The organism is Acinetobacter sp. F-1 (assembly GCF_022869025.1).
Taxonomy (GTDB): domain Bacteria; phylum Pseudomonadota; class Gammaproteobacteria; order Pseudomonadales; family Moraxellaceae; genus Acinetobacter; species Acinetobacter pseudolwoffii.
The window spans coordinates 1-24,271 of sequence record NZ_JAJKFX010000021.1; the positions used below are offsets into that span (position 1 = coordinate 1).

General features: G+C 43.5%; 19 protein-coding genes and 1 pseudogene. 10 read left to right on the forward strand and 10 right to left on the reverse strand.

The genetic code is table 11. The annotated features are described in order from the left end of the window. The coding region (locus LOZ91_RS14025; protein ID WP_244783437.1) for a hypothetical protein at positions 1–205 on the forward strand (205 nt) is incomplete at its 5' end. Positions 206–259: 54 nt separating this feature from the next. Here the strand turns inward: LOZ91_RS14025 and LOZ91_RS14030 are convergent. Continuing rightward, a complete protein-coding gene (locus LOZ91_RS14030; RefSeq protein ID WP_005173555.1) occupies positions 260–832 on the reverse strand; it encodes a peptidylprolyl isomerase A in 573 nt (190 codons plus the stop codon). 103 nt (positions 833–935) lie between these two features. Between LOZ91_RS14030 and LOZ91_RS14035 the strand changes: the two genes are divergently transcribed. Further along, complete coding sequence (locus LOZ91_RS14035; protein WP_005173553.1) at positions 936–1,610, forward strand: acetoacetate decarboxylase family protein; 675 nt, start codon at positions 936–938, stop codon at positions 1,608–1,610. A gap of 71 nt (positions 1,611–1,681) precedes the next feature. Here LOZ91_RS14035 and LOZ91_RS14040 read toward each other — a convergent pair whose 3' ends face one another. Beyond that, entirely contained in the window at positions 1,682–2,752 is a 1,071-nt protein-coding gene (locus LOZ91_RS14040; protein WP_244783438.1) for an alpha/beta hydrolase, read from the reverse strand. Between the two features lie 216 nt (positions 2,753–2,968). Between LOZ91_RS14040 and LOZ91_RS14045 the strand changes: the two genes are divergently transcribed. The 6 genes and pseudogenes from LOZ91_RS14045 (at position 2,969) to LOZ91_RS14070 (ending at position 8,858) form a co-directional block, all read left to right on the forward strand. Next, the gene (locus tag LOZ91_RS14045; protein ID WP_244783439.1) at positions 2,969–3,475 is read left to right on the forward strand and encodes a hypothetical protein; all 507 of its coding nucleotides are present in this window, start codon (positions 2,969–2,971) and stop codon (positions 3,473–3,475) included. 852 nt (positions 3,476–4,327) lie between these two features. Further along, positions 4,328–4,876: a nucleotide exchange factor GrpE gene (grpE, locus tag LOZ91_RS14050; RefSeq protein WP_005173545.1), complete on the forward strand. Its 549-nt coding sequence runs from the start codon at positions 4,328–4,330 to the stop codon at positions 4,874–4,876. A gap of 155 nt (positions 4,877–5,031) precedes the next feature. Beyond that, positions 5,032–6,975, forward strand: coding sequence for a molecular chaperone DnaK (gene dnaK / locus LOZ91_RS14055; protein ID WP_074383783.1), 1,944 nt, complete (start codon positions 5,032–5,034; stop codon positions 6,973–6,975). Between the two features lie 170 nt (positions 6,976–7,145). Then, positions 7,146–7,406: pseudogene (locus LOZ91_RS14060) on the forward strand (OXA-134 family carbapenem-hydrolyzing class D beta-lactamase); the annotation flags it as partial. 60 nt (positions 7,407–7,466) lie between these two features. Beyond that, a complete protein-coding gene (locus tag LOZ91_RS14065; protein ID WP_100329869.1) occupies positions 7,467–8,375 on the forward strand; it encodes a matrixin family metalloprotease in 909 nt (302 codons plus the stop codon). Between the two features lie 105 nt (positions 8,376–8,480). Further along, complete coding sequence (locus LOZ91_RS14070; RefSeq protein WP_167381287.1) at positions 8,481–8,858, forward strand: hypothetical protein; 378 nt, start codon at positions 8,481–8,483, stop codon at positions 8,856–8,858. Between the two features lie 55 nt (positions 8,859–8,913). Here LOZ91_RS14070 and erpA read toward each other — a convergent pair whose 3' ends face one another. From erpA to LOZ91_RS14090, 4 genes are all read right to left on the reverse strand, one after another. Next, entirely contained in the window at positions 8,914–9,249 is a 336-nt protein-coding gene (gene erpA, locus LOZ91_RS14075) for an iron-sulfur cluster insertion protein ErpA (RefSeq protein ID WP_004281944.1), read from the reverse strand. A 121-nt stretch (positions 9,250–9,370) separates the two neighbouring features. Continuing rightward, a complete protein-coding gene (locus LOZ91_RS14080) occupies positions 9,371–10,378 on the reverse strand; it encodes a putative solute-binding protein (protein WP_244783443.1) in 1,008 nt (335 codons plus the stop codon). Between the two features lie 178 nt (positions 10,379–10,556). Next, positions 10,557–11,567: a putative solute-binding protein gene (locus LOZ91_RS14085; protein WP_159138959.1), complete on the reverse strand. Its 1,011-nt coding sequence runs from the start codon at positions 11,565–11,567 to the stop codon at positions 10,557–10,559. 253 nt (positions 11,568–11,820) lie between these two features. Next, positions 11,821–12,825, reverse strand: a complete 1,005-nt coding sequence (locus LOZ91_RS14090; RefSeq protein WP_244783440.1) for a putative solute-binding protein — start codon at positions 12,823–12,825, stop codon at positions 11,821–11,823. A 217-nt stretch (positions 12,826–13,042) separates the two neighbouring features. On the opposite strand from LOZ91_RS14090, the gene LOZ91_RS14095 reads away from it, so the two are divergent. After that, positions 13,043–14,974, forward strand: coding sequence for an ATP-binding cassette domain-containing protein (locus LOZ91_RS14095; protein ID WP_074383787.1), 1,932 nt, complete (start codon positions 13,043–13,045; stop codon positions 14,972–14,974). Between the two features lie 344 nt (positions 14,975–15,318). Continuing rightward, the gene (locus LOZ91_RS14100; RefSeq protein ID WP_180051064.1) at positions 15,319–16,482 is read left to right on the forward strand and encodes a zinc-dependent alcohol dehydrogenase; all 1,164 of its coding nucleotides are present in this window, start codon (positions 15,319–15,321) and stop codon (positions 16,480–16,482) included. Between the two features lie 1,166 nt (positions 16,483–17,648). Here LOZ91_RS14100 and gyrB read toward each other — a convergent pair. From gyrB to dnaA, 4 genes are all read right to left on the reverse strand, one after another. Beyond that, positions 17,649–20,120 carry a DNA topoisomerase (ATP-hydrolyzing) subunit B gene (gene gyrB / locus LOZ91_RS14105; RefSeq protein ID WP_100329864.1) on the reverse strand — a complete coding sequence of 824 codons (2,472 nt, stop codon included), beginning with the start codon at positions 20,118–20,120 and terminating at the stop codon, positions 17,649–17,651. Positions 20,121–20,176: 56 nt separating this feature from the next. Continuing rightward, complete coding sequence (recF, locus tag LOZ91_RS14110) at positions 20,177–21,259, reverse strand: DNA replication/repair protein RecF (protein WP_005173511.1); 1,083 nt, start codon at positions 21,257–21,259, stop codon at positions 20,177–20,179. 28 nt (positions 21,260–21,287) lie between these two features. Beyond that, positions 21,288–22,436: a DNA polymerase III subunit beta gene (dnaN, locus tag LOZ91_RS14115; protein WP_005173508.1), complete on the reverse strand. Its 1,149-nt coding sequence runs from the start codon at positions 22,434–22,436 to the stop codon at positions 21,288–21,290. A gap of 108 nt (positions 22,437–22,544) precedes the next feature. Next, the gene (gene dnaA / locus LOZ91_RS14120; protein WP_244783441.1) at positions 22,545–23,921 is read right to left on the reverse strand and encodes a chromosomal replication initiator protein DnaA; all 1,377 of its coding nucleotides are present in this window, start codon (positions 23,919–23,921) and stop codon (positions 22,545–22,547) included. Positions 23,922–24,271 lie beyond the last annotated feature (350 nt).

Sequence of the window (24,271 nt, forward strand, 5' to 3'; positions counted from 1 at the left end):
TCCAACACCTCGTCAGCGCCAGAAGCTGGACTTCGATATACTTAACAACTCAGCAATCTGCTTCGTTCGTTTCCGTCTATCTCGTCGGTATGAGCTCATTATAGGGCAATTTCCTACAGGTGCAAGCGCTTTTAACTCACAGGAATCACGACTGTTTTATTTTTATGCACCAATTTGGTTCGTATTTATACAAAACATCACATAACTACATATTTTTAAAACAGAAATATGAATTAAATATTTCTGTTTTATTCTGTACCTAGTTTTTCACAACTGGCGCTTTAATGTTCACACTGTTGATCTTTACAGGCTTCACCGGCACATTTTGATGCATTCCATAGTTTCGAGTCGGTATTTTGGCAATCTGATCGACAATATCCATACCTTTAGTGACCTTACCGAAGACCGCATAGCCTGCATTTCGGGCAGAACGATCCAGAAAATCGTTATCGACCAGATTTACAAAGAATTGTGCTCGTGCAGAATCCGGCTGATTGGTACGCGCCATCGCTAAAGTACCGCGTTTATTTTGCAGACCATTCGATGATTCATTTTTAATTGGAGCTTGGGTATTGGCCTTTTCCTGCATGTTGCTATCAAAGCCCCCACCCTGCACCATAAAGCCGGGAATGACCCGGTGAAAGATAGTGTCCTTATAGAAGTTGCTCTTTACATAGTTTTCAAAGTTCTTTGCCGAGATCGGGGCTTGATCATTAAAGAGCTCAATTTCAATATTTCCCGATGAAGTTTTCATCTCAATAAGGGTATTGGCAGCAAAACCTGGCAGACTGATGGCAGTAAGGGCGATCGCATATAATGATTTCTTTAACATTTTTTAACTCATCTACTTAGAAGTAATGGTTGTGAATGACTGTATATTAATCTTTTATAACTCATAATGCAGTTGCCTGCCGACTAAAGACAAGAGAATAAGAATGAGCCATGCATTATTACAGGAGCAAAATATCCACCAGTTTCCGCCTTGGCATTTACAGGGCGAAGGTTTTATTTTGAATTACTGGCTAACACCCGGCTTTATTCAGCAAGCCAAGCAGTTCCGTATTGCCCCCTCCCCACTGGGTCGCGTGGTACAAGTATTATTGGTGCGTTATCATTCTTCACCCATTGGTCCTTATGATGAGTTACTGATTCTGGATCATCCTTTAATTAGTAAACGACGCCTCAGCTCGATTCCTAAAATTTATGTGTCTACTCATGAATCTGTCGTACACGGCCAGCATTTATGGGGTATTCCCAAAGAACATGCAGAATTTGAATGGCAGGAAAAAAATCAGGAAATATTGTGTCATATTCAGCATCAAAACCAGCGTATGACGATTCGACTCAAAAAAACCAAATCTGCGCGCAAGTTCTATATTAATAGTCATCATATTCCAGCCTCTATGCTCAAAATTCAGCAAGCCTGGAAAGGTCAGCGTTTTCAGTTCAGCCCACAATTCCGTGGTCATCTCTCCAAGCTGTCCCAAGTGGAATGGCAAAATATCAATAATATATTTCCAGATTTTTCTAAAGCCAAGTTGCTACAGAGCTTTTATGTACCCAAGTTTAATCTGATCTTCCCTGAAGCAAAGATTGCGACCAAGCCATAACAACTTATATCAAGCCAGGTATAAAAAAGGCATTTCCATGAGAAACACCTTTTTGTATGCACGTTTTGGATTTAACTATGTTTATCCCAAAATTTGCGAAAATCTTTGCTGATCTCGATTACATATTTTTTAGCACGGCGGGAAATCGGGGTTAAATTGATAAAACCATGGGCCTGATCGATATAGTCATGATAATAAACACTTACCCCATTTTGACGTAATTTATGTGCATAAATAGAACCTTCATCATGCAAAACATCATGTTGTGCGGTAATCACATAGGCAGGCGGCAAGTTTTTCAATTGACCATAGGTGGGAGAAACCAATGGATCATCCAGTTCAATCTGGTGAGTTTGGGCATACATCAAGGTCACCAGATCAATATCCTGATCTGACAATACCAAGCCGTCTTTATAAGCATAAAAAGAGGGATGACGGCTTTTAAAATCAACCGCCGGATAAAGCAAGAGCTGGGCACGTGCTGCATAAGATTTGCCTGCACTACGCTGCGCCACCACTGCTGCCAGATTTCCACCTGCACTGTCTCCCGCCACCGCAATCCGGTTTTTATACACTTTCAGCTGTTTACTATGCTGATGTGCCCAGGCGAGGGCATCTTCACAGACCTGTACCATCTGCAAGGGACTAAATTCCGGTGTCAGCGGATAAGCCACACTCAGCACCTGTGCTTTGGCATGCACTGCCAGAAGGCGACAGAACTCATCATGGCTGTCCAGACCACCCACCATAAATGCACCGCCATGATAAAAAATCACCATAGGCAACTTCTTTTGCGGTGCAGGATGATAATGCCGGGCAAAGATGCTGCCACTTTGCAAAGGCAGACGCAGCTCTTCTACCATTTTCACAGCAGTCGGTCTGGCCTGAATTGTTTTCATGCGCGCATCAAACGCCACCCGTGCCTGTGCGACATTTTCACTCAGAAAGCTGCCATGCCCCTGTTTAAGCTGAATCGCCATCAGGCATTTGACCATGGGGTCTAAATCAGGATAGTGATGAGGATAGTCCAAAGCCTTAACCAATGCGTCTTGTGCAATACCAGGTAAGCGATCCAGCATACGCGCTGCTGTGCCTTGCCCTTTTTCGATTACACTTTTCAGTACTGGATGATTCACAGTCATTATTTTTAGTCCTTATTCTCTTAATTCTTCATAGTTTCTACACGATTAGCATTTCAGTGACCATATTCTTATATAAGTCTTAATATCTAAGTACATATAGTTTTATCCAATACGTTAACCTGATTTATAAAAGATGTCATTGACCGTTTAAATGGTATTTTTGACGTAGTTTTGCGAGCTTCAGTATATTTTTTATTTCAAGTTGGGAGAATGCCTATGGCTGGCAAAATTATAGCTCTGTCTCTGGCGACTGCATTTTTGGCTGTAGGCTGTGTTGCTTTCCCTGAAGATGGTGGCTACTACGATGGCCGTTATGATCAGCGTTATGACCGCCGCTATGAACAGGACCGTCGTTATGAGCAACAGCGTCGTTATGATCGGCAACGCTGGGAATATGAACAGCAACGACGTATTGAACTGGATCGACGTAAACAGGAAGTGCAGCGTCGTAACTGGGAACAGGACCGTAAAAGACAGTTAGAACAGGACCGACGTAAAAGCCAGCTGGAACGACAACGCCAGGAACAGCAGCGTAAAAACATGATGAGCCAACGGCAAAAACAGGCTGAAACAGAACGTAATAAACGCCGCCTGGAGCAGGATCGTAAACGGATCACCGATCAACGTGCCAAAAAAGCCCAGCAAAACCGTTCATCTAACCCACGCTGGAGCGATAATCGACGTCAACAGCAACAACAGCGTCCACGCGATCGCCGTGATTAATACTTTGATTTCACTCTTTGTTAAAAAAGCCTGTAGCAGGCTTTTTTAATGGAAAATTTTATCTCAAGCTGATTGGATAAAAGCAGTATTTTTGCATGAAGGCCGGACTAAGCCGCCAAGCCATCATTTTTATCTTGATCAGATCAAGAATGCTCAATTTTAACAAAAAAAAGGCCTATCTTAGAGAAAAAGATAAGCCACGAAAACACATTTCAAAATAAGAAGAAACTACAGCGATAGAATCTGGAATAAATATTAATCAAAAGTTCATCTATTGAGAAATACTTTATTGCTTAGATATTAATCGCTTTTATGTCTAATAAATAATCAGGCAAAAAAAAGCCGAGTCTTGGGGGAACTCAGCTTGAAAAAAGTAACTTGAAATAAGGCAACAGCAACCGAGTTCGGCTCTCTCCTCTGAACAAGGTCGCTGTCTATGTCAGTATCATGCAATTTTTTTACTAATATTTAAAACAGATTAAAATTATTAAATTTATTTAAAAATACGATTATCAATTTTTTATATTTATTTTCAAATAATTCATGTTTTATTTTAAAGCTCAGACTGTCTATTCAGCGACGTATACAACAATGATCAGATGACTCCTTGATCATTTACTTCAATTTATCTCCGCCTATATCGCGGTAAAAGCCTGCCATCTGCTCGCTGTTTTATTCAGAATTTTGTATAAATCTTAAATTTAATCTTGACTGACGCTTGAATTTTTACGCCCTGCCCCGATTTCTTTAGGTAATCAAGAACTTCAACCATGGCAGTTCAGCATTAACGCAGTGAATACTGAGGCCTGAGGACTGTACATGTTTAAGAACCCATTTAAACGGAGTAAATCAATGGCGACTGAGCAAAACGAGCAAGCTCAAAAATTTGAGCAAGAGCAAGCGGAACAAGATACAGCGCAAACTCAAGCTGAAACCGAGCAGGCTGAAGTTTCCGTTGAGTCTTTACAAGAGCAGATTGCGCAGCTTGAAGGTGACTTAAAGTTAGAAAAAGCACGTACGGCCAATGCAGTCTACGAAGCACAAAAAAGTGTGGAACGTATTCAGCGTGAATCTGAAAAGCATAAAGATACCGTTTTAGAAAAGTTCTCTAAAGAACTTTTAGAAACCGTCGACAATCTCGAGCGCGCCATTGTTGCCGCAGGTGAAGAGAAAACTCCACTGCTGGAAGGCGTTGAACTGACACTTAAATCTTTATTGAATACCTTAGAGAAATTTGGAGTCGTGGTGGTAGACACCAGTAACGGCTTTAATGCTGATCTGCATCAGGCAGTTGGGATTGATCCAAATGCCAAAGCCAATGAAATTGGCACTGTTTTGCAAAAAGGCTACACGCTGAATAATCGCCTGTTGCGTCCGGCGATGGTTATGGTTGGCGCTTAAGCCAAATAAATTCGGGAGTTTGTGAAATTTTTTCAACAATTTTACTTGAAAAAAATCGAACGGCTCTCATATCGGATAACAAGTAAATCCCTTTTAATTTCCCTTTGATAAAGGGAAAAGTTTGGGAATAAAAAAATTTTTGAGGAAACATCCAAATGGCTAAAATCATTGGTATTGACTTAGGTACTACAAACTCATGTGTTGCAGTACTTGAAGGCGACAAAGTTAAAGTAATCGAAAACGCTGAAGGCGCGCGTACAACGCCATCAATTATTGCCTATAAAGATGGCGAAATTCTGGTAGGTCAATCGGCAAAGCGTCAAGCGGTAACGAATCCTAAAAATACCTTGTTCGCGATCAAACGTTTGATCGGTCGTCGTTATGAAGACCAAGCGGTACAAAAAGATATCGGTCTGGTACCGTACAAAATCATCAAAGCTGACAACGGTGATGCTTGGGTTGATGTCAACGACAAGAAACTTGCACCACAGCAAATCTCTGCTGAAATCTTGAAAAAGATGAAGAAAACAGCGGAAGATTACCTGGGTGAAACAGTAACTGAAGCGGTCATTACCGTTCCTGCTTACTTCAACGATGCCCAGCGTCAAGCCACTAAAGATGCAGGTAAAATTGCAGGTTTAGAAGTGAAACGTATCATCAACGAACCAACTGCTGCTGCACTTGCGTTCGGTATGGACAAGAAAGAAGGCGACCGTAAAATCGCGGTTTATGACTTGGGTGGTGGTACATTCGACGTTTCAATCATTGAAATTGCGGATCTTGATGGCGACCAGCAAATCGAAGTGTTGTCTACTAACGGTGATACATTCCTGGGTGGTGAAGACTTCGATAACGCATTGATCGAATTCCTGGTTGAAGAGTTCAAGAAAGAACAAAACTTCAACTTGAAACAAGATCCGCTTGCGCTGCAACGTTTAAAAGAAGCTGCTGAAAAAGCGAAGATCGAGCTTTCTTCTTCGAATGCAACTGAAATCAACCTGCCATACATCACTGCTGATGCGACTGGTCCTAAACACTTGGTGATCAACGTAACACGTGCGAAACTTGAAGGTTTGGTTGCTGACTTGGTTGCGCGTACCATTGAGCCATGTAAGATTGCACTTAAAGATGCTGGTCTTTCGACTTCTGACATCTCTGACGTAATCCTTGTGGGTGGTCAGTCTCGTATGCCAATGGTTCAACAGAAGGTTCAAGAATTTTTCGGTAAAGAGCCACGTAAAGATGTAAACCCTGACGAAGCAGTCGCAATGGGTGCTGCGATTCAAGGTGCGGTACTTTCAGGTGACAAAACTGACGTACTTCTACTTGACGTTACTCCGCTGACACTTGGTATCGAAACCATGGGTGGCGTGTTAACAGCAATCATCGAGAAAAACACCACGATTCCTGCGAAGAAATCTCAAGTGTTCTCGACTGCTGCTGACAACCAGCCTGCTGTAGACATTTCTGTGTTCCAGGGTGAACGTAAAATGGCACAGCAAAACAAATTGTTGGGTAACTTCCAATTGGGCGATATCCCACCTGCGCCACGTGGTGTGCCACAAATTGAAGTGTCTTTCGATATCAACGCTGATGGTATCTTGAAAGTATCTGCAAAAGACAAGAGCACGGGTAAAGAGCAATCGATCCAGATTAAAGCAAACTCAGGTTTGTCTGATGCTGAAATCGAAGCAATGATCCGTGATGCTGAAGCGAATGCTGAAGAAGATCGCAAATTCGAAGAATTAGCGAAAGCACGTAACGAAGCGGATGCGTTAGTTTCTTCTGCTCAAAAAGCAGTGAAAGATTTGGGCGAGCAAGTGACTGCAGACGAAAAAACTGCAATTGAAACTGCGGTTTCTGAGCTTGAAGCATCAACTAAAGAAAATGATGTTGAAGAAATCAAAGCGAAAACTGAAGCGTTGCAAAACATCATCATGCCGATCACTCAGCGTGCCTATGAAGCAGCTCAAGGCCAAGGCGGTGCGCAAGGGTTTGATCCGAACGCATTCGGTGGTGACGCTGGTCAACAACAGCAAAAAGCGGACGACGGCGTTGTAGATGCTGAGTTCACTGAAGTAAAAGATGACAAAAAATAATTTGTCGCTTTAACTGAAAAACCGCGCAATAGCGCGGTTTTTTTATGTCCAAATTTTAAAGCATGAAGGTAAAATGACTAAAAATGGATCGTATGTTCAAGTAAAGCTGTTTAAGCTAAATCCAGCATGAAACGACCATCAACCCTGAAAATTCTGATTTTGCGGCCTTTCAGCAATGGGTTAAAGCCATGTTATTGCTACAGGAACGCCACGCTTGTCGACTGTATGCCAAATCCGGCCGGGGTATGGAGCTGGAAGCGCAAGTTGGCTGACGCACGGGCTGGATCGAAACACCACAGGCTGACATCGTGGCCTTTTCCCTGAATATGCAGATGCACAGTCATATGGATCCGGCGATTCGTCTGGACATTTTACAGCAAACCTTGGCCGAATTAGGACTTTATCCAAAAGCTGAGCAGGAAGGCAAATAAGCATGGGAAATGCCTTAAAATTAAGCTATATTTTTTAAAAATAAGCATCTCAATAGCAATATGCGCCTTCTATTTTGTCTGGTCATCGTTGGGTTAATCCTGTCTGCCTCTATGCATATGCAGACCAAAGCTCATCCACAACTGCGCTACAACTCGCTTGCAGACCGGCTCAGTCATCCTTTTGACACACGTTTACGCTTTAAGGTCGATCAGGTAGATGCAGGCTTTGGGCTGAGTAAAGAGCAAGTGATTCAACTGAGCAAAGAAGCCGTCGAGATCTGGCATCAGGGCACCCATCGCGATGATCTGCTGCTCTATGATGAAAATGCCCAGCTGAGTATTCATCTGATCTATGATCAACGGCAACAGGAATATAATGCCTTAAAGAAAGTCGAAAAACAGTTGCTGGCAGATGATGCCCAGTATCAACGTCAGGTCAAAAATCTGGAAGCATCTTATCAACATCTGGAAAGTCAACAACAACGCTTGATCCAGCAAAGAGATCAGATTAATTATGAATTTCAGAAGCTACAGCAACGACGGCATCAGCCAAATTTATCTGCCTATGAGCACGAACAATTAGAATATGAGTTTCAGGCTTTACAGCGCAAATCGGAAAATTTTAAACGGGAAGCCGAGTATCTTCAGCGACAGCAAAGTTCTTTTAACCTGAATGTTTCGCTGCATCAACATAGTCTTGAAAATCATCAACAGAATATCATTCAGGCCCAGCAACGTTTTCCTGCCCGTGAATTTCATAAAGGGGTATTTATGGGTCATCAGATTCATGTATATCAGTTTGATGCAGAAGATGATCTGCGTCTGACACTGGCTCATGAACTGGGGCATGCTTTGGGCCTGTATCATCATGATGATCCAGAGGCGCTGATGTATCCGGTACTGGGAAAACAGAATTTACAACACTTTCAGTTGCGACCTGCCGACAAGACTTTGCTGTATCACCGTTAAGTGATCAGCCTGAATTCCTTAATTAATTTAAGTGTATAAGTGTTATAAAAAACACTCTATTCGGATTTCATGTTATTGTGAACGGCTACATTGTTCAGGCCATCTTTGGAGATTCATGTGAGTTACTACCATATTTTAATTGAAGTAAATGACCACATTAGTACGATTGATGAAACGCGTGATATCGAGATCTTTGATATTGAGGATATTCAGCCACATCTTCATGCGATTTTATTGCCTTATTTCAATGAACAGCTGATTGAACTGGACGATGAGAATCTGGAATATAAAGATATTTTACATCTGGAAATCAAACAGACCCTCTTGCCGATCAATGACCTGATCGAAGAAGAGCAGCGCCTGTTGCCAAGTGATACCGATATTACCATTAGCGCTTATGAGATTTTTAATAATCGTGAGCTGAGTCAGGATGTCACATCAGTAATTTTTGACCTCTTGGAAGCGGTAAAACTGGAAAATTAAGTTTTCTTCAGATATAAAAAAGTCCTCATCAAGAGGACTTTTTTATTGTACGTGTTTAGATCGAGAATGAAGATCCACAACCACAAGTGGTGGTCGCATTCGGGTTTTGCACCACAAAGCGTGAACCTTCCAGACCTTCCAAATAATCTACAACGGAACCGACCAGATATTGATAGCTGAGTGAATCGACCAGTACTTTCACATCGCCGTTGGCAAATTCTGCATCATCTTCATTCTGACTTTCGGCAAAGTTAAAGCCATAAGAGAAACCTGAACAGCCGCCACCGGTAACATACACACGGAGCATTAAGTCTTGGTTACCTTCACTGTCACGCAACTGGCGTACTTTATTTGCGGCATTGTCGGTGAGCACAAGCGCTTGGGCATTCATGGCGGATTCCTCTGTTGAATGGAATGTCTTTAAAAAGAAAAGACCATATCGAAGTATAACACACTCAATATATGGTCAGTCTCTACAGATTAAAAGTCAAATCAGAGTAATTTTATCAGGATTATTTGTAGTTCTCATCCTGTAAGGCACATTCGAAGTTTTGCGGGTTCTGTTTACAACGGAATTGCCACAGCAGTTTCATCATGCGCTTATCATATACGCCGCGTTTGGTCAGGTCGATTCTGGAATCGCGCATCATTTTCTGATAGCCCGGTTTATCTGCAGCCGGAATATCCATCCAGTATTTTGCAGGAATATCGGCTTTCATTTTGCCCAGAATACCAAAAGCGCGCGGCAACTGGCTTTTCACCCATTCACGTGATTTTTGACCATAACCCGCCGGGAATTTATCGGGACGGATAATGATATTACCGGTCACTTGCAACACCGGATAATTCACAATCGCACCTTTTGTACCTAAGCCTTTGTGTAATTCTAGGGGTTTAAATACCGCAGCGGGTGCGCCAATGATATCAACCTGACCATTGTTAAACTTGGCGCCAAAGTTGGTGACATCGGCACTAACGGCTTGAGCACCAACCTGCTGCACCATGATTTTTTGTGCTTCATCATAGTCGAGTACCGCAATTTTTTTACCTGCAGCTTTGGCCACGGTATTAATACTACGGTCATTGACCAACAGAAAAGCATCACCGACAGGAATCACCCCCACCACTTCATATTTGCCATTGAGCATATGTTTGGCAAAAGTCGGACTCGCCAGACCCTGCATCACTTTAACGGCCAGATTCAGATCTGGAATCGCCCCGATGGCATCGAGTGAGCCGGTAAAACTGTTGAACTGACGCCCGCGCATTCCAGTAACACTAATCCCGTCACATTTTCCGGCTTTAAAATCTTCTGCAACCACGGCTTCATTGGTATTCACTCTAAGCTCGATATCAGCGCCCCAGTTTTTCGCTGCCAGCTGATAATCTTTCATGACGCTATACACATCGCCATTTTTGCCCACCAGATCAAATACGCACATCACCTGTTTGGCCTGTACCAGACCTGAAACAGTAAATGTCGCTGCGGCCAATGCCAGTATTTTCCATCTTCTTTGCATCATCCTAATGTCCTTATACCTTGTTTTTGTTATTGCGATTTCAGCCGCATCTAATTATTTTTATATCAATCTTTAGATCAAGCTTAAGCTATTTAATCAGCTGTACAATGGCTGATCTGCCTCAGTTCAACTACAAAAAAAGCTTAGACTCAGCTAAGCTTTTTCTTTAAAAATCAAATTACTCACCCGAAAGTGAACACTCAAAATTGGCTTTGTCGACAGAACAGCGCGCGCGTTTTAACACTGACATCATGCCAGCATCATAGATTCCGCGTTTGGTCATGTCCATACGGCCATCACGTAACATTTTCTGGTACTTGGTTCTATCTTCAGCGCTCAGATTCATTTTATATTTAGACGGAATTCCGGCTTCCAGACGGCCGATCATGGCCATACTTTTTGGCAGGTTTTTGATAAACCAGTCACGCGATTTTTGCCCAAAACCTGCCGGGAATTTTTCCGGGCGAATGACAAAATCGGACGTCACATGCAGCACCGGGAAATTAAACATCGCGCCGTTATTGCTAAGGCCTTTATAAATCTCTAGCGGTTTATAAGCATAGGCTGGTGCCCCCACCATATCCACCTGACCATTGTTAAATTTGGCCACAAAATTGGATACATCGGAAATCACGGCCTGTGCACCAACACGCTGCACCATAATTTTCTGGGCATCGTCATAGCCCAATACCGCGAATTTTTTACCTGCGGCTTTTTCGATCGAGTTAATATTTTTGTCACGGACAAAGATGAACGCCGAACCAAGTGGTGCAATCCCGGCAATTTCGTATTTTTTACCACCCAGATTAGTCACCATTTTGCTGGCATTGCGTTTGTCCAGCGCAAAACTAATGGCACGCTGTGCAATTGCATTGCTCGGTGCACCGCCCAGTGCATCGATAGAACCGGCAAATTTATTGTATTGACGGGCGCGCATGGCAGTCATAAATACACCATCACATTTTCCGGCTTTAAAATCATTGTCGGCAACAGCTTCATCCTGGCGGGCAATCAGATTGATTTCTGCGCCCCAGCCTTTTGCAGCCAGTGCCCATTCTTGCGCCATCTGGAAAGACTCACCCGATTTACCCAGTAAGTCAAACACGCAGATATCGACTTTTTCTGCATGCACTGCATTGGCAAAACCAAATGTAGAAAGTGCAGCCAATGATAAGAGTGCTTTTTTCATTGTATTATCCTTTGGAATCTTGTTATTCGCTGAGTGTCCGTACACGGAACAAATATTAAGCAAGTTTAATTAAAAAAAATAGAGCATTTACTCCATTTAAAACCCGTGTTTTGGCCTATAAAGATAAATCAGCGTATGTTCTAAATATTATTTTATAAAATATTTTTAAATATCAATTTCTTAATATTTAATAGAAGTTTCGTATCATTACATTTAATCCGTGAGAGTTACAAAGATATACATCATTTGAATTTTATTCGCCACTAATTGAACACTCAAAATTGGTTCTTTCGACGGTACAGCGGGCACGCTTCAATACCGTCATCATGCCGGGATCATAAATCCCCTGCCGGGTTAAATCGATGCGGCCTTCGCGCAGAATCTTCTGATAGGCAATGCGATCTTCACGGCTTAAGTTCAGCTTATATTTATTGGGAATTTCCGCTTCCATACGTTTCACCATGGCAAAACTGCGCGGCAACTGTTTCACAAACCAGTCTCTGGATTGTACTGCGAAAGAGTCAGGAAATTTATCCTGCCGGATGATCAGGTCGGCAGTGACATTGATTACTGGAAAATTAATCATGGCGCCTTTATTGCCCAGACCTTTTTCTAATTCAAGCGGTTTAAAGGCATAAGCCGGTGCAGCCACAATATCGACTTCGCCCTGATTAAATTTACGGATAAAATTGGAAATTTCCGACATTACCGGCACGGCTTCAATCCGATTGACCATAATTTTCTGGGCATAGTCATAATGCAGCACGGCAAATTTCTTGCCTTTTACCTGTTCCAGTTTATTCAGCTCGCGATCACGGACAAAAATATAAGCCGGGCCAATCTGTCCGATCCCAGCCACTTCAAATTTTTCTTTGCCAATCTGGGTGATCAAGCGCTTGCTGTTGCGTTTGTCCAGTACATAACCGATGGCTTTCATGGCAATGTCATTATTTGGCACACCACCAATCGCATCAATCGAGCCGGCGAATTTGTTATAGGCGCGGGCCCGCATGGAGGTCATATAGAAGCCATCGCACTTACCTGCCTTGGCATCCTGATCCACTTTGGCTTCGTCCTGATAGGCAGTCAATTGAACATCAGCATTCCAAGCTTTTGCAGCTAAGGCCCATTCTTCCAGTAATTTAAAAGATTCGCCAGACTTGCCCAGCAAATCAAAAACACAGACATTTACTTTGGCATGACTTGAAGTCGATGCCAGTAGACCCAGTGCAGATAAAACTAAAAATCCCTTTTTCATTTTTATTTTACTCTATCGTATTTTTTGCTCGATCAGCTTCTACTATAAACAACTGTTAATGCTGAAAATAGAGCTTATACTCAACTTATGCGTCCATAATATATAAATTCACAGTATTTAAAAGCTGGCTCATTTCAGTAAAAGTCGCAAGATTTTTCATTTTCACAAGGCTTTCCTTTAGAATAGGCGCATCTTATTTCTTAGCTTTGATTTCTCAATGATTCAGTTAGACCAGTTATCTATACGTCGCGGTGGACGTGTTTTATTTCAAAAAGCGTCGATGCAGTTACACCCAGGATGGAAAATTGGCCTAACCGGTGTCAATGGTGCCGGGAAATCGACCCTGTTTTCAGCCTTGCTCGGTGGCATGGAGTCAGACACCGGTTCGTTGACCCGTCCTGCGGTTTGGACCGTGGCGCATATGGCACAGGAAATCAAAGCGCTGAATATGAAAGCCATTGATTTCGTCTTGTCGGGCGATGAAGAATACTGGGATATTCAGCAGAAACTGGAGCAGCCAGATCAGCTGGATGATGCAGAACTGGCGCATTTATATGGCCGTTTTGATGAAATTTCAGGTTATTCTGCGCCAGCCAAAGCTTCGCAACTGATGGCCGGTCTGGGCTTTTTTGAACATCAATCCCAACTGGATGTGTCCAGTTTTTCCGGTGGCTGGCGCATGCGCCTGAATCTGGCGCGTACCCTGATGAGCCGTTCCGATTTACTGCTCCTTGATGAACCGACCAACCATTTAGACCTGGATGCCATTCTCTGGCTCGAAGACTGGCTGAAAGCCTATGAAGGTACGCTGGTGCTGATTTCGCATGACCGGGATTTCCTCGATGCGATTACCGATCATATTTTACATATTGAAAATCAGGAACTGATTTTATATACCGGTAACTACTCGACCTTCGAGCGCACCCGCAGTGAACGTCTGGCGCAGCAGCAACAGGCTTATGAAAAGCAGCTGGAAACCCGCGCACATCTGCAAAAATATATTGACCGTTTTAAAGCGCAAGCCACCAAAGCCAAGCAGGCACAGAGCCGGATCAAACAGCTGGAGCGTATGCAGGAACTGTCTGCTGCCCATGTTGATACACCATTTACCTTCAGTTTCCGTGAACCGACCAAAATGAGTTCGCCTTTATTGCAACTGGAACATGCCGATATTGGTTATGGTGACAAGCTGATTGTCACCAATGTCAATTTACAGATCACGCCAAGCAGCCGGATTGGTTTGCTCGGGATGAATGGTGCCGGTAAATCTACCCTAATTAAATCGCTGGTCGGTGATTTAAAATTGCTTCAGGGGCTGCGCAAAGACTCGGAACTGCTCAATATTGGCTACTTTGCCCAACACCAAATGGATGCACTGGATGGCAATGCCAGCCCGATGTTACAGCTGGCCCGTATTGCCGATAAAAAAATCAGTGAAGCCAGCTTACGTTCTTTCCTGGGCAGTTTTGGTTTTAGCGGCGAACGCATGGATACGCCAAGTGAAAGTTTCTCAGGCGGTGAACGTGCCCGTCTGGCTCTGGCATTGATTGTCTGGCAGCGTCCAAACGTGTTGATTCTGGATGAACCGACCAACCATTTAGATCTGGATATGCGTCATGCATTGACCATGGCCTTGCAGGATTTTGAAGGTGCTGTGGTGCTGGTATCGCATGAACGCCAGCTGATTGCCAGTGTCTGTGATGAATTGCTGCTGGTACATAATGGTCAATGCCGTGAATTTGACGGTGATCTGACCGCTTATGCCGACTGGTTACGTCAGGCCCGCATTGAGATGATCAAAAACGGGCAGAAGCCAGCCGAGCCGGTGAAATCTCAGGTCGAAGTCAAAGCAACCATTTCCAAACTGGACAAAGAAGCACAGCGTAAGGAAGCGGCACGCCAGCGGGAACTGAGCCGCCCGATTCGTAAAAATATCGAAAAATGCGAAGCACAGATTGCAAAGGTTACGCCGCGTCTGGCTGAAATTGAAACTTTACTGGGTGACAGTGCTTTATATGAAGCCTCACGTAAAAATGATTTGCTCAAACTGATGAATGAGCAAACCGAGCTGAAAGCCAAACTGGAAACAGCCGAGGAACAGATGCTGGAACTGATGATGGAACTGGAAAGTCTGGAGCAGTCCTTCTAACGCTATTTCAATACCCCCCATTATCTGAGAGATGAGTAACAAGCGTTATTCATCTCTTTTTTTTTATTAAAACCACCCATTTTTAATATTTTCCTCCTGCTTTTCATCTCCGTGTAGTTCCTTGCTATTCTTGAGTACTGCATCTCTTCTTCAAAACTTGACACATTTTGTCGTGAATTACGCAAGTGCCATATAAGTTTATTTTTTAAACAGTGGAGTGGCTTTTTTCATACATTAATTTACAGCGTCAGCTTGCATCCTAAGGCTCTAATACAAGTGTTTTTTAATTTTCGGCAGCCTTGATTCGAGTCTGTTTAATGTTGAACTAGAGAGAGGAAATCCGCATGCGTGCTCTTACTTATCACGGTACTCGCGATGTACGAGTTGAATCTGTTCCTGATCCAGTCATTCAGGAAGCAGATGATGTCATTCTCAGAGTAACGGCTACTGCTATCTGTGGCTCAGACCTGCATCTTTATCGTGGGAAAATTCCCGCAACCGAACAGGGTGATATTTTCGGTCATGAATTTATGGGGGTGGTCGAAGAAGTCGGTCCTGAAGTCACTTCAGTAAAAAAAGGCGATCGGGTGATTATTCCCTTTGTGATTGCATGTGGCCACTGTTTTTTCTGTGAACACGAGCTGATGGCTGCCTGTGAAAATACCAATAGCGGACGTGGTGCGATTATCAATAAAAAACAGATTCCACCAGGTGCCGCCCTGTTTGGTTATAGCCATCTGTATGGCGGTGTGCCAGGCGGTCAGGCCGAATATGTGCGGATTCCCAAAGGCAATGTCGGACCGTTTAAGGTTCCCGGTTCCCTGCCTGATGAAAAAGTATTGTTTCTGACCGATATTTTACCCACAGCCTGGCAAGCTGTGACCAATGCCCAGATTGGCCGAGGTTCCAGTGTCGCCATTTATGGAGCTGGGCCGGTCGGTCTGCTGGCTGCGGCCTGCGCACGTATGCTCGGTGCCGAACAGATCTTTATGGTCGATCACCATCCTTATCGCTTGCGTTTTGCTCATCAAACTTATGGGGCGATTCCGGTCAATTTTGATGACGTGGATGCAGCCGAATTCATCATTCAAAATACGGCAGGTTATCGTGGTGTCGATGCGGTGATTGATGCGGTGGGTTTTGAGGCCAAAGGGAGTATGCTGGAAACGGTAATGACCAATCTAAAACTGGAAGGTTCGAGTGGTTCTGCGCTAAGACAATGTATTGCGGCGGTGCGCCGTGGCGGTGTGGTCAGTGTGCCGGGGGTTTATGCCGGTCCAATTCATGGTTTCCTGTTTGGTGATGCCTTCGATAAAGGCCTGACCTTTAAAATGGGACAAACCCATGTGCACAAGTTCCTGCCACAATTACTGGAACATATTGAAAATGGTGATCTTTCGCCAGACCTGATTATTACCCATCGCATGAAACTAGAAGATGCTACTGAAGGTTATCGCATTTTCGATAAACGTGAAGAAGACTGCCGCAAGATTATCCTGACACCCTAAATAGCTTGGATAGCAAAAAGCGCCGTCAGGCGCTTTTTTTACAGCATTTGATGAATTGTATTTTTTCTATTTTCAATTCACAAAACTTTGATGTCCTTTTCTGTTTTTTCTAAACATCCTGCATAGCATGATTGTCACAATGAGATTTAGCACTCAGCCAGAAAATACAAACCTCAAGAAGGAATAAAAACAATAACACGATGATTTTAAATTAAAAAATGAAAATTCTCTTGATTGTTAAATTAATTATGTAGTTTATCTACACCCTCTATTTTTCAATCAAAATATGTTTCACGCTTATTATTAAATAAAACTACAATAGATATATAGGTAATTAATTTTAAAAGTATTTTTAGTTTTCAATAAAAATAGCTGCTCAAGCATGCTGACGAGTAGCTATTGATTTTTCAGGGTTATATAACAGAGGAAATATAACTCTAAATAGCACTTTAAATTCAAAACGCCATTTTAAATTCAAAAGCACTTGTCCACAAGCCAAATATTTTAAATTTAAAACCAGAAATTAACTAGAGAGGGAGTTGGTTTGTGGATAAATACAATCTTATTCACATAATTAATTAGGGATAACTTTGTAGTTATCCACACATTTGATCATATTTAGAGCAGGCCTTAAAATAATCCTATTTACATATTATTTGAGATACGGCAGGATATTTTAATAAGCCATTCAAATAATAGAATTTAAAAAAACCAGCTTTATCATTTTGTATTTATTATTTTCCAGCTCTATTGCTCTCCACTCTTCAATTCGGCCTTCGCTACGGGTATTTTTCATACACCAACTTTGGCTTCAATGGCTTCTACACGCTATTTTTTAGCACATGTACAATTGATCCTAGTATCGATAGTTATCCTTTAAACCCTGCTAAAATCTTCATATTTATAGTGGCACAATTACTTCCCCACCATGATAAATTGCATTCATCCAGATCTCATACTTGTCTTTATATTGCTTACTTATGGATAATTTTTTTAGGTCGATTAGCCACCGCTTAATTCGACTTTTTTTTGCAGCTAAAATCAGCTGATCATTTGGCAGAAAAGCACGCTCTAGATTGGAATGCTTCTAAAATAATTCAGATGATATTCGCATAAATTTTGCATCAAAAAAGCGCCTCGAAAGGCGCTTTTTAAAATCATCTTAATCAGGTATCAATGTCTGCATTCAAGGCATTTTCTTCAATGAAGGCACGACGTGGCTCCACGTCATCACCCATCAGACAAGAGAACATGCGGTCTGCTTCAATCGCATCGGTGACCGTCACTTGCAGCATGTTACGGTTATCCGGATCCATGGTGGTTTCCCACAACTGTTCCGCATTCATCTCACCCAGACCTTTATAACGCTGGATCATCATGCCGCGACGCGAGTCAGACAGAATATGCTGCCAGACTTGATGAAAATTGTTCACGTTAATCTTACGATCACCTTTTTGCAAATAAGCACCTTCTTCAAGCAGGCTGAACCAGCTCTTCGAATTCTTTAATAAACGTGCATATTCACTTGAACCTAAAAGCACAGAGTCTAATAGATAACTATGTGGCAGGTTATGCACATAGATGGTGATTCTTGGTAACCAGCTTTGAGTTTTCTGGCCATCTGCCAGTTCTTTCTCGAAAGATTCCAGCGTTAATTCTGGACGTAGCGTCGGCTGAATGGCTTCAATCGCTGCACGCAGGTTTTCACCCCAAGTTTCGACATAACTTTTATCTTCAAGCTGATCGAGTTTAAAGGCGTCCAGCGACAGCAAAGCATCGAGCAAGCTCGCCGGATAACGCTGAGTTAAACGGGCCAAGCTCTTCTGTGAGGTTTGATAATCGGCAATCACCCTTGCCAGTGCTTCACCACGAATCGCAGGTGCTTCAGCACTGATATGCAGTTCTAGCTCGTCAATGGCATTGGAAATCAGGTAAGTTTCCAGTGCATCGTTATCTTTGATGTACTGTTCCTGCTTGCCTTTTTTCAGCTTGTAGAGTGGTGGCTGGGCGATATAGATATGACCACGCTCGACCAGTTCCGGCATCTGACGGAAGAAGAAGGTCAACAGCAGCGTACGAATGTGCGAACCATCGACGTCAGCATCGGTCATGATAATGATTTTGTGGTAACGCAATTTGTCCGGGTTATATTCTTCACGACCAATACCACAGCCAAGTGCAGTAATCAGTGTGCCGACTTCCGCAGAGGAAATCATCCGGTCGAAACGCGCACGCTCTACGTTCAGAATCTTACCTTTCAGCGGTAAAATCGCCTGCATTTTACGGTTACGGCCTTGCTTCGCTGAACCACCTGCAGAATCACCCTCGACCAGATACAATTCAGACAAGGCTGGATCTTTTTCCTGACAATCGGCCAGCTTACCTGGAAGACCGGCAATATCCAGTGCGCTCTTGCGACGGGTCATTTCACGGGCTTTACGCGCTGCATCACGGGCACGTGCGGCATCAATAATTTTGCCGGCAATCGATTTCGCTGCTTGTGGATTTTCTAAAAGATATTCAGAAAATGCCTTGTTCATGGCCTGCTCAACCGCAGTTTTCACTTCACTCGACACCAGTTTTTCTTTGGTCTGCGAAGAGAATTTCGGATCAGGCACTTTCACCGAGACGATCGCGGTTAAACCTTCACGCGCATCATCACCCGAGACTGCAACTTTTTCCTTTTTCAGGATATTTTCGCTGTCCATATAGTTATTTAAACCACGGGTCAGTGCAGCACGGAAACCGGCCAAATGTGTACCACCATCCTTTTGCGGGATGTTATTGGTAAAGCAGCGTACGTTTTCCTGATAAGAATCATTCCACTGTAATGCCACTTCTACCGTAATGCCGGTATCGAGCTGTGCAGTAGTGAAATGGAAAATATCGTTCAGATGCGTTTTGCCTTCGTTAATGTATTTAACGAACTCAGATAAACCACCTTCATAGTCATAGATATTTTCAAGGTTGACGCGCTCATCGCGAAGTACAATGCGCACACCTGCGTTCAGAAACGATAGTTCACGCAAACGACGCGCCAGAATATCGACATTGAATATGGTTTGGCTAAAAGTTTCAGCACTTGGGTAAAAACGTACAGTGGTACCTGACGTTTCGGTTGTCCCTGTTTCACGTAATTTATAAACAGGATCACCATGACGGTATTCCTGTTCATAGGTTTTACCTGCACGACTGATGTTCAACAGTAGTTTTTCAGAGAGTGCGTTGACCACAGACACACCTACGCCATGCAGACCGCCTGAGACCTTGTAACTGTTGTCATCAAACTTACCGCCGGCATGCAGAATGGTCAAAATCACCTCTGCCGCAGACACGCCTTCTTCAGGGTGAATATCGGTTGGAATACCACGACCGTTGTCAGAAACTGAAACCGATTCATCTTCATGAATAGTCACTATAATTTCATCACAGTGGCCTGCCAAGGCTTCATCAATCGAGTTATCGACTACTTCGAACACCATGTGGTGCAAGCCTGTGCCATCGTCTGTGTCACCAATGTACATGCCCGGACGCTTACGTACTGCGTCTAAACCACGTAATACCTTGATGCTAGAGGAATCATAAGCCTTTTCAATGGTTTGTTCTGTTTGAGAAGCAGCTTGATCTTCTGAACTCATGGTTTCTCCCTAGTGAAAAATAGGTCTATCCCAAGATGGGTAAAACTAAAAAAATACTATTGCACAACAACCTGAACTGTACCGTTTTCAACATTGAATAACTGATATGAGATAGACAAATCATGTAAGTGCTTTTGTACTGATTCATGGTCTAAGGTGGTAATAAAAACTTGACTACCAAGTTGGCTCAATCGCTCAATTAAACGTTGTTGTGCGGTTAAATCTAATTCTGCTGTCACATCATCTAATAATACCACAGTTTCCTTATTACAAGAATGCAGCATTGCGATTTGCGACAGTTTTAACGCCATCATCAGCAGCTTTTTTTGCCCGCGTGACAGGATCACATCAGCATCCCCCAGAGGGGTTTTCAGACGCAAATCTGCGCGATGTGGACCGTATTCTGTATAACGTCTTTCCAGATCTTTTGCATGCTGATTGGTCAGATCATTCAGCAGGCCGGTTTCACTATGAAACCCCGGACTGTATTCCAGACTGATCTGCAGATCAGGCAATAGCTGCTTTAGATCATCTTCAAAAAAGGACTTCCACTGTTCCACGATACCCGCACGTTGCGAATGCAGAAGTTCACCATACTCACTCAGCATCTGGTTCCAAGGCTCCAGATCGGACAGACTCAAGAAACGTTTGCTTTTGAGCAAACTATTGCGCTGCTTCAAGGCACGCGAATAATATTGCCAGGCATGATAAAACTCAGGTTCCACGTGGAACATTAACCAGTCTAAAAGTTGACGTCGTGGCTTGGCACCATGATCAATAATATCGGTACTTTGTGGGTCAATCAGCTGCAAAGGCAATAGCTTGGCGAGTTGGCCCTGCGTTGCCACCAGATCACCATTGACCTTAATCAGCTGTTCCCCGCTGGCCATTTTTTGCATGCCGATTTTTTCGGTCGCGGACTGTGCAAACACAATCGCGTCTTGTGCGCCATGCTGAATATAATTTTTCGGGATATGGGTACGGAAAGAACGACCGGCAGCTAGCAAATGAATCGCCTCTAAAATCGAGGTTTTACCTGAACCATTTTGGCCATAAAAAACATTAAACGGCTGCAATCTGTGGAGAGCAACCGTCTTTAAATTCCGTACACGCTCAATATGTAAACGCGTAATATGCATGTCTTATACGAGTATCAATAGCCGCGACTTAAACACGCATCGGCATGACGACATAAGTTTGATCGGTATGTGCCGGGTCTTGTACTAACACAGACTGATTGGCTTCAGTCATGGTCATGGAGACATCATCACCATCCAGCACACCCAGCACCTCAATCAAGTACTGCGCATTAAACGACATCTCCAGCGGTGAGTCGGCATATTGAATGGCTAAGTCTTCAATCGCCTCATCCTGTTCCGGGTTATTGGCGCGAAGTTGCAGGGAATCGGCATTAAAATTCAGGAACACGCCACGGAGTTTTTCATTACTTAAAATCGCGACACGCTGCAAAGACTGCTTGAACACATCATGCGCAATCATCACGATTTTGTCACCGCCACGTGGAATCACACGACGATAATCCGGGAATTTACCATCAATCAGTTTGGTGGTGAAACGCACGGTAATATCGGCCTGTTCCTTGTCACGGCTTGGCATATTGATGGTCACATTCAGCAGTTCACGACCAATCAGCAAAGATAACTGCTCATCTTCAACACTGAGCAGACGCTGTAATTCCGCCACGGCTTTACGTGGCACAATCGCTTGAATCGGCTGGGTCGCAGTAGATTGAGCCGCAGTTTCACAAAGCGCCAGACGGTGGCCATCAGTGGTCACAGCACGCAGCTGATTGGCATCAATTTCCAGCAAAGTACCGGTCAGGTAAAAACGCACATCCTGCACCGCCATCGCAAAGGCAGTTTTCTCGAATAAACGCTTCAGCTCACGCTGGGTAACAGTTACTTGCGTACCTTGGGTGTTTTCAGTATTCAGTAATGGATAATCATCAGCAGGCAAGGTACCCAGCACAAAACGGCTGTTACCTGATTTGAGAATGCAGCGCTGATCTTCAGTAATATGCAAATCCACCAATGCCGCTGAAGGAAGTGACTTACAGATATCAATCAGCTTACGCGCCGGAACTGTGGTTTCCCCGGCCTGCAAACATGCACCTTCAGCCAGTGCGGTACTGGCCACCAGTTCAACCTCAAGGTCGGAACCGGTCACCGTTAATGCCTGGGCAGTCACCTGAATTTTCAGGTTAGATAAAATATTTAAGGTATGGCGACGTTCAACCGCTCCTACGACATGTGAGAGAACATTCAGTAAGCTTTCTTTCGCGATTTTTAAACGCACGGTGCATTCCTCTAAAGCTGAAGATTAATATAGAAAAAGTGAATTTTTAACGGTTTACTATGCGGCAAAAGCAGCCGCATAGCAAGAATAGAATTTGAGCGATTTAGGTCAACTTTGCAACAGACGTTGCAGGTTTTTATAGTCTTCGTTAAAGATTGGATCTTCCTCACGCAGGCTCTGCACTTTCTCGCAGGCATGCATCACGGTACTGTGATCACGACCACCAAAAGCCATGCCAATTTCTGGAAAACTGTCGCCGGTCAGTTCACGTGCCAGACCCATCGCCAGCTGACGTGGACGGGCATAAATTCGGGTGCGTTTCGGTCCGACAATCTCTTTTAAGGGAATACGGAAATATTCACTGACCACACGCTGAATATTTTCAGTACTGATGGTGCGGGCACGAATCGCCAGCACATCTTTTAAGGATTCACGCACCACATCCAGATCAATCGGTGTGCCTTTAAAACGTGAAATCGCCACCACTTTGTTTAGCGCACCTTCTAGTTCACGCACGTTGGCCACCACCTGCTGCGCAATAAACAGGGCACAGTTACGCGGTAAATCCACCTGATTGCTTTCGGCTTTTCTTAATAAAATTTCAATCCGGGTTTCAATATCCGGTGGTTCAACCCCGACCGACAAGCCCCAGGAAAACCGTGAAACTAAACGTGGATCCAGTTCAGTCAGTTCTTTTGGATAGCGGTCCGAGGTCAGAATAATCTGCTTAGATTCATCTAAAAGTGCGTTAAAGGTGTAGAAAAATTCTACCAGGCTGGCTTCTTTACCGGCCAGTAAATGGATGTCATCGACCAGTAACAAATCCAGAGAACGGCAATTTTTCTTAAATTCTTCCACTTTGCCTTGCTGCAAAGAACTAACAAAATCTTGTACAAAGCTTTCCGCGGTCATGTACATCACCCGTGCATTCGGCTTGGCCTGCAACAGTGCATTGCCCACGGCCTGCATCAAGTGAGTTTTACCCAGACCGGTCGGCCCATATAAAAATAAGGGATTATGCTGTGAAGCACCGAGTTGGGTCAGTACCTTGCGACAGGTTTCTGCTGCCATCTGGTTAGAACGGCCTTCGACAAACAGCGAGAAAGTAAATAACGGATTGAGCTGACGTCTACGGCTATTTTTAACCATATCTTCTTTTTCTTTTTTCGGTTTTTGTACCGGCATTGGGGTTGAAGTCAACGCCGCGGTGGTGGTCGCTGGCTGTTCACTGGCCGATAAAATCGCACCAGGACGTGAATCGACCAAAATTTCGACCTTGCGTACCCGTCCTTCAGACAGCTGTTCGGCCAGAATCGTAATCAGTTCCAGATGATGCTCTTGAATGTAACGCGTCCAGTAAGGATTGGGTGCATACAAACGCAAGCTATCTTCCAGCTCTTCTGCAACCAATGGGCGAATCCACATTGTAAAGACATTTCCAGAGAGCTCTTGTCGCAGGCGATTTAAGCAGTCCGTCCAAAGCATGTGAATCCCCTATTCATTCCATTGTTCATTCAAAAAGATGACCGCGACCAAAAGCGGGTCGCCATTCTAACCAAGTTATCCACATCTGTCATGATCATTTCTACAGAAACTGTGCAAAAAGCCATCATCGTGCATAAATTTAAATTTAAAACCCGGTGTGGATAAGTTTATCCGCAAGCTGTGGATAAAATATAACACAAAGTTATCCACAAAGTATAAAATTATTAGAAACAGTTTTATCCACAACATAAATATATGTTTAGTTAAATAAAAAGTGGCTTATCCATAGAAAAAGTGCTCCCTAATAATAATAAACTTAAATTTATAAATTTGAATTTATTTATAAGCTT

Coding starts and splice junctions, on each gene's coding strand:
- LOZ91_RS14085 (WP_159138959.1), bottom strand. CDS start 11,567: ATGAAAAAAGCACTCTTATCATTGGCTGCACTTTCTACATTTGGTTTT.
- grpE (WP_005173545.1), top strand. CDS start 4,328: ATGGCGACTGAGCAAAACGAGCAAGCTCAAAAATTTGAGCAAGAGCAA.
- LOZ91_RS14090 (WP_244783440.1), bottom strand. CDS start 12,825: ATGAAAAAGGGATTTTTAGTTTTATCTGCACTGGGTCTACTGGCATCG.
- dnaK (WP_074383783.1), top strand. CDS start 5,032: ATGGCTAAAATCATTGGTATTGACTTAGGTACTACAAACTCATGTGTT.
- dnaA (WP_244783441.1), bottom strand. CDS start 23,921: ATGCTTTGGACGGACTGCTTAAATCGCCTGCGACAAGAGCTCTCTGGA.
- recF (WP_005173511.1), bottom strand. CDS start 21,259: ATGCATATTACGCGTTTACATATTGAGCGTGTACGGAATTTAAAGACG.
- LOZ91_RS14030 (WP_005173555.1), bottom strand. CDS start 832: ATGTTAAAGAAATCATTATATGCGATCGCCCTTACTGCCATCAGTCTG.
- LOZ91_RS14080 (WP_244783443.1), bottom strand. CDS start 10,378: ATGCAAAGAAGATGGAAAATACTGGCATTGGCCGCAGCGACATTTACT.
- LOZ91_RS14100 (WP_180051064.1), top strand. CDS start 15,319: ATGCGTGCTCTTACTTATCACGGTACTCGCGATGTACGAGTTGAATCT.
- erpA (WP_004281944.1), bottom strand. CDS start 9,249: ATGAATGCCCAAGCGCTTGTGCTCACCGACAATGCCGCAAATAAAGTA.
- LOZ91_RS14040 (WP_244783438.1), bottom strand. CDS start 2,752: ATGACTGTGAATCATCCAGTACTGAAAAGTGTAATCGAAAAAGGGCAA.
- LOZ91_RS14045 (WP_244783439.1), top strand. CDS start 2,969: ATGGCTGGCAAAATTATAGCTCTGTCTCTGGCGACTGCATTTTTGGCT.
- LOZ91_RS14095 (WP_074383787.1), top strand. CDS start 13,043: ATGATTCAGTTAGACCAGTTATCTATACGTCGCGGTGGACGTGTTTTA.
- gyrB (WP_100329864.1), bottom strand. CDS start 20,120: ATGAGTTCAGAAGATCAAGCTGCTTCTCAAACAGAACAAACCATTGAA.
- LOZ91_RS14065 (WP_100329869.1), top strand. CDS start 7,467: ATGCGCCTTCTATTTTGTCTGGTCATCGTTGGGTTAATCCTGTCTGCC.
- LOZ91_RS14035 (WP_005173553.1), top strand. CDS start 936: ATGAGCCATGCATTATTACAGGAGCAAAATATCCACCAGTTTCCGCCT.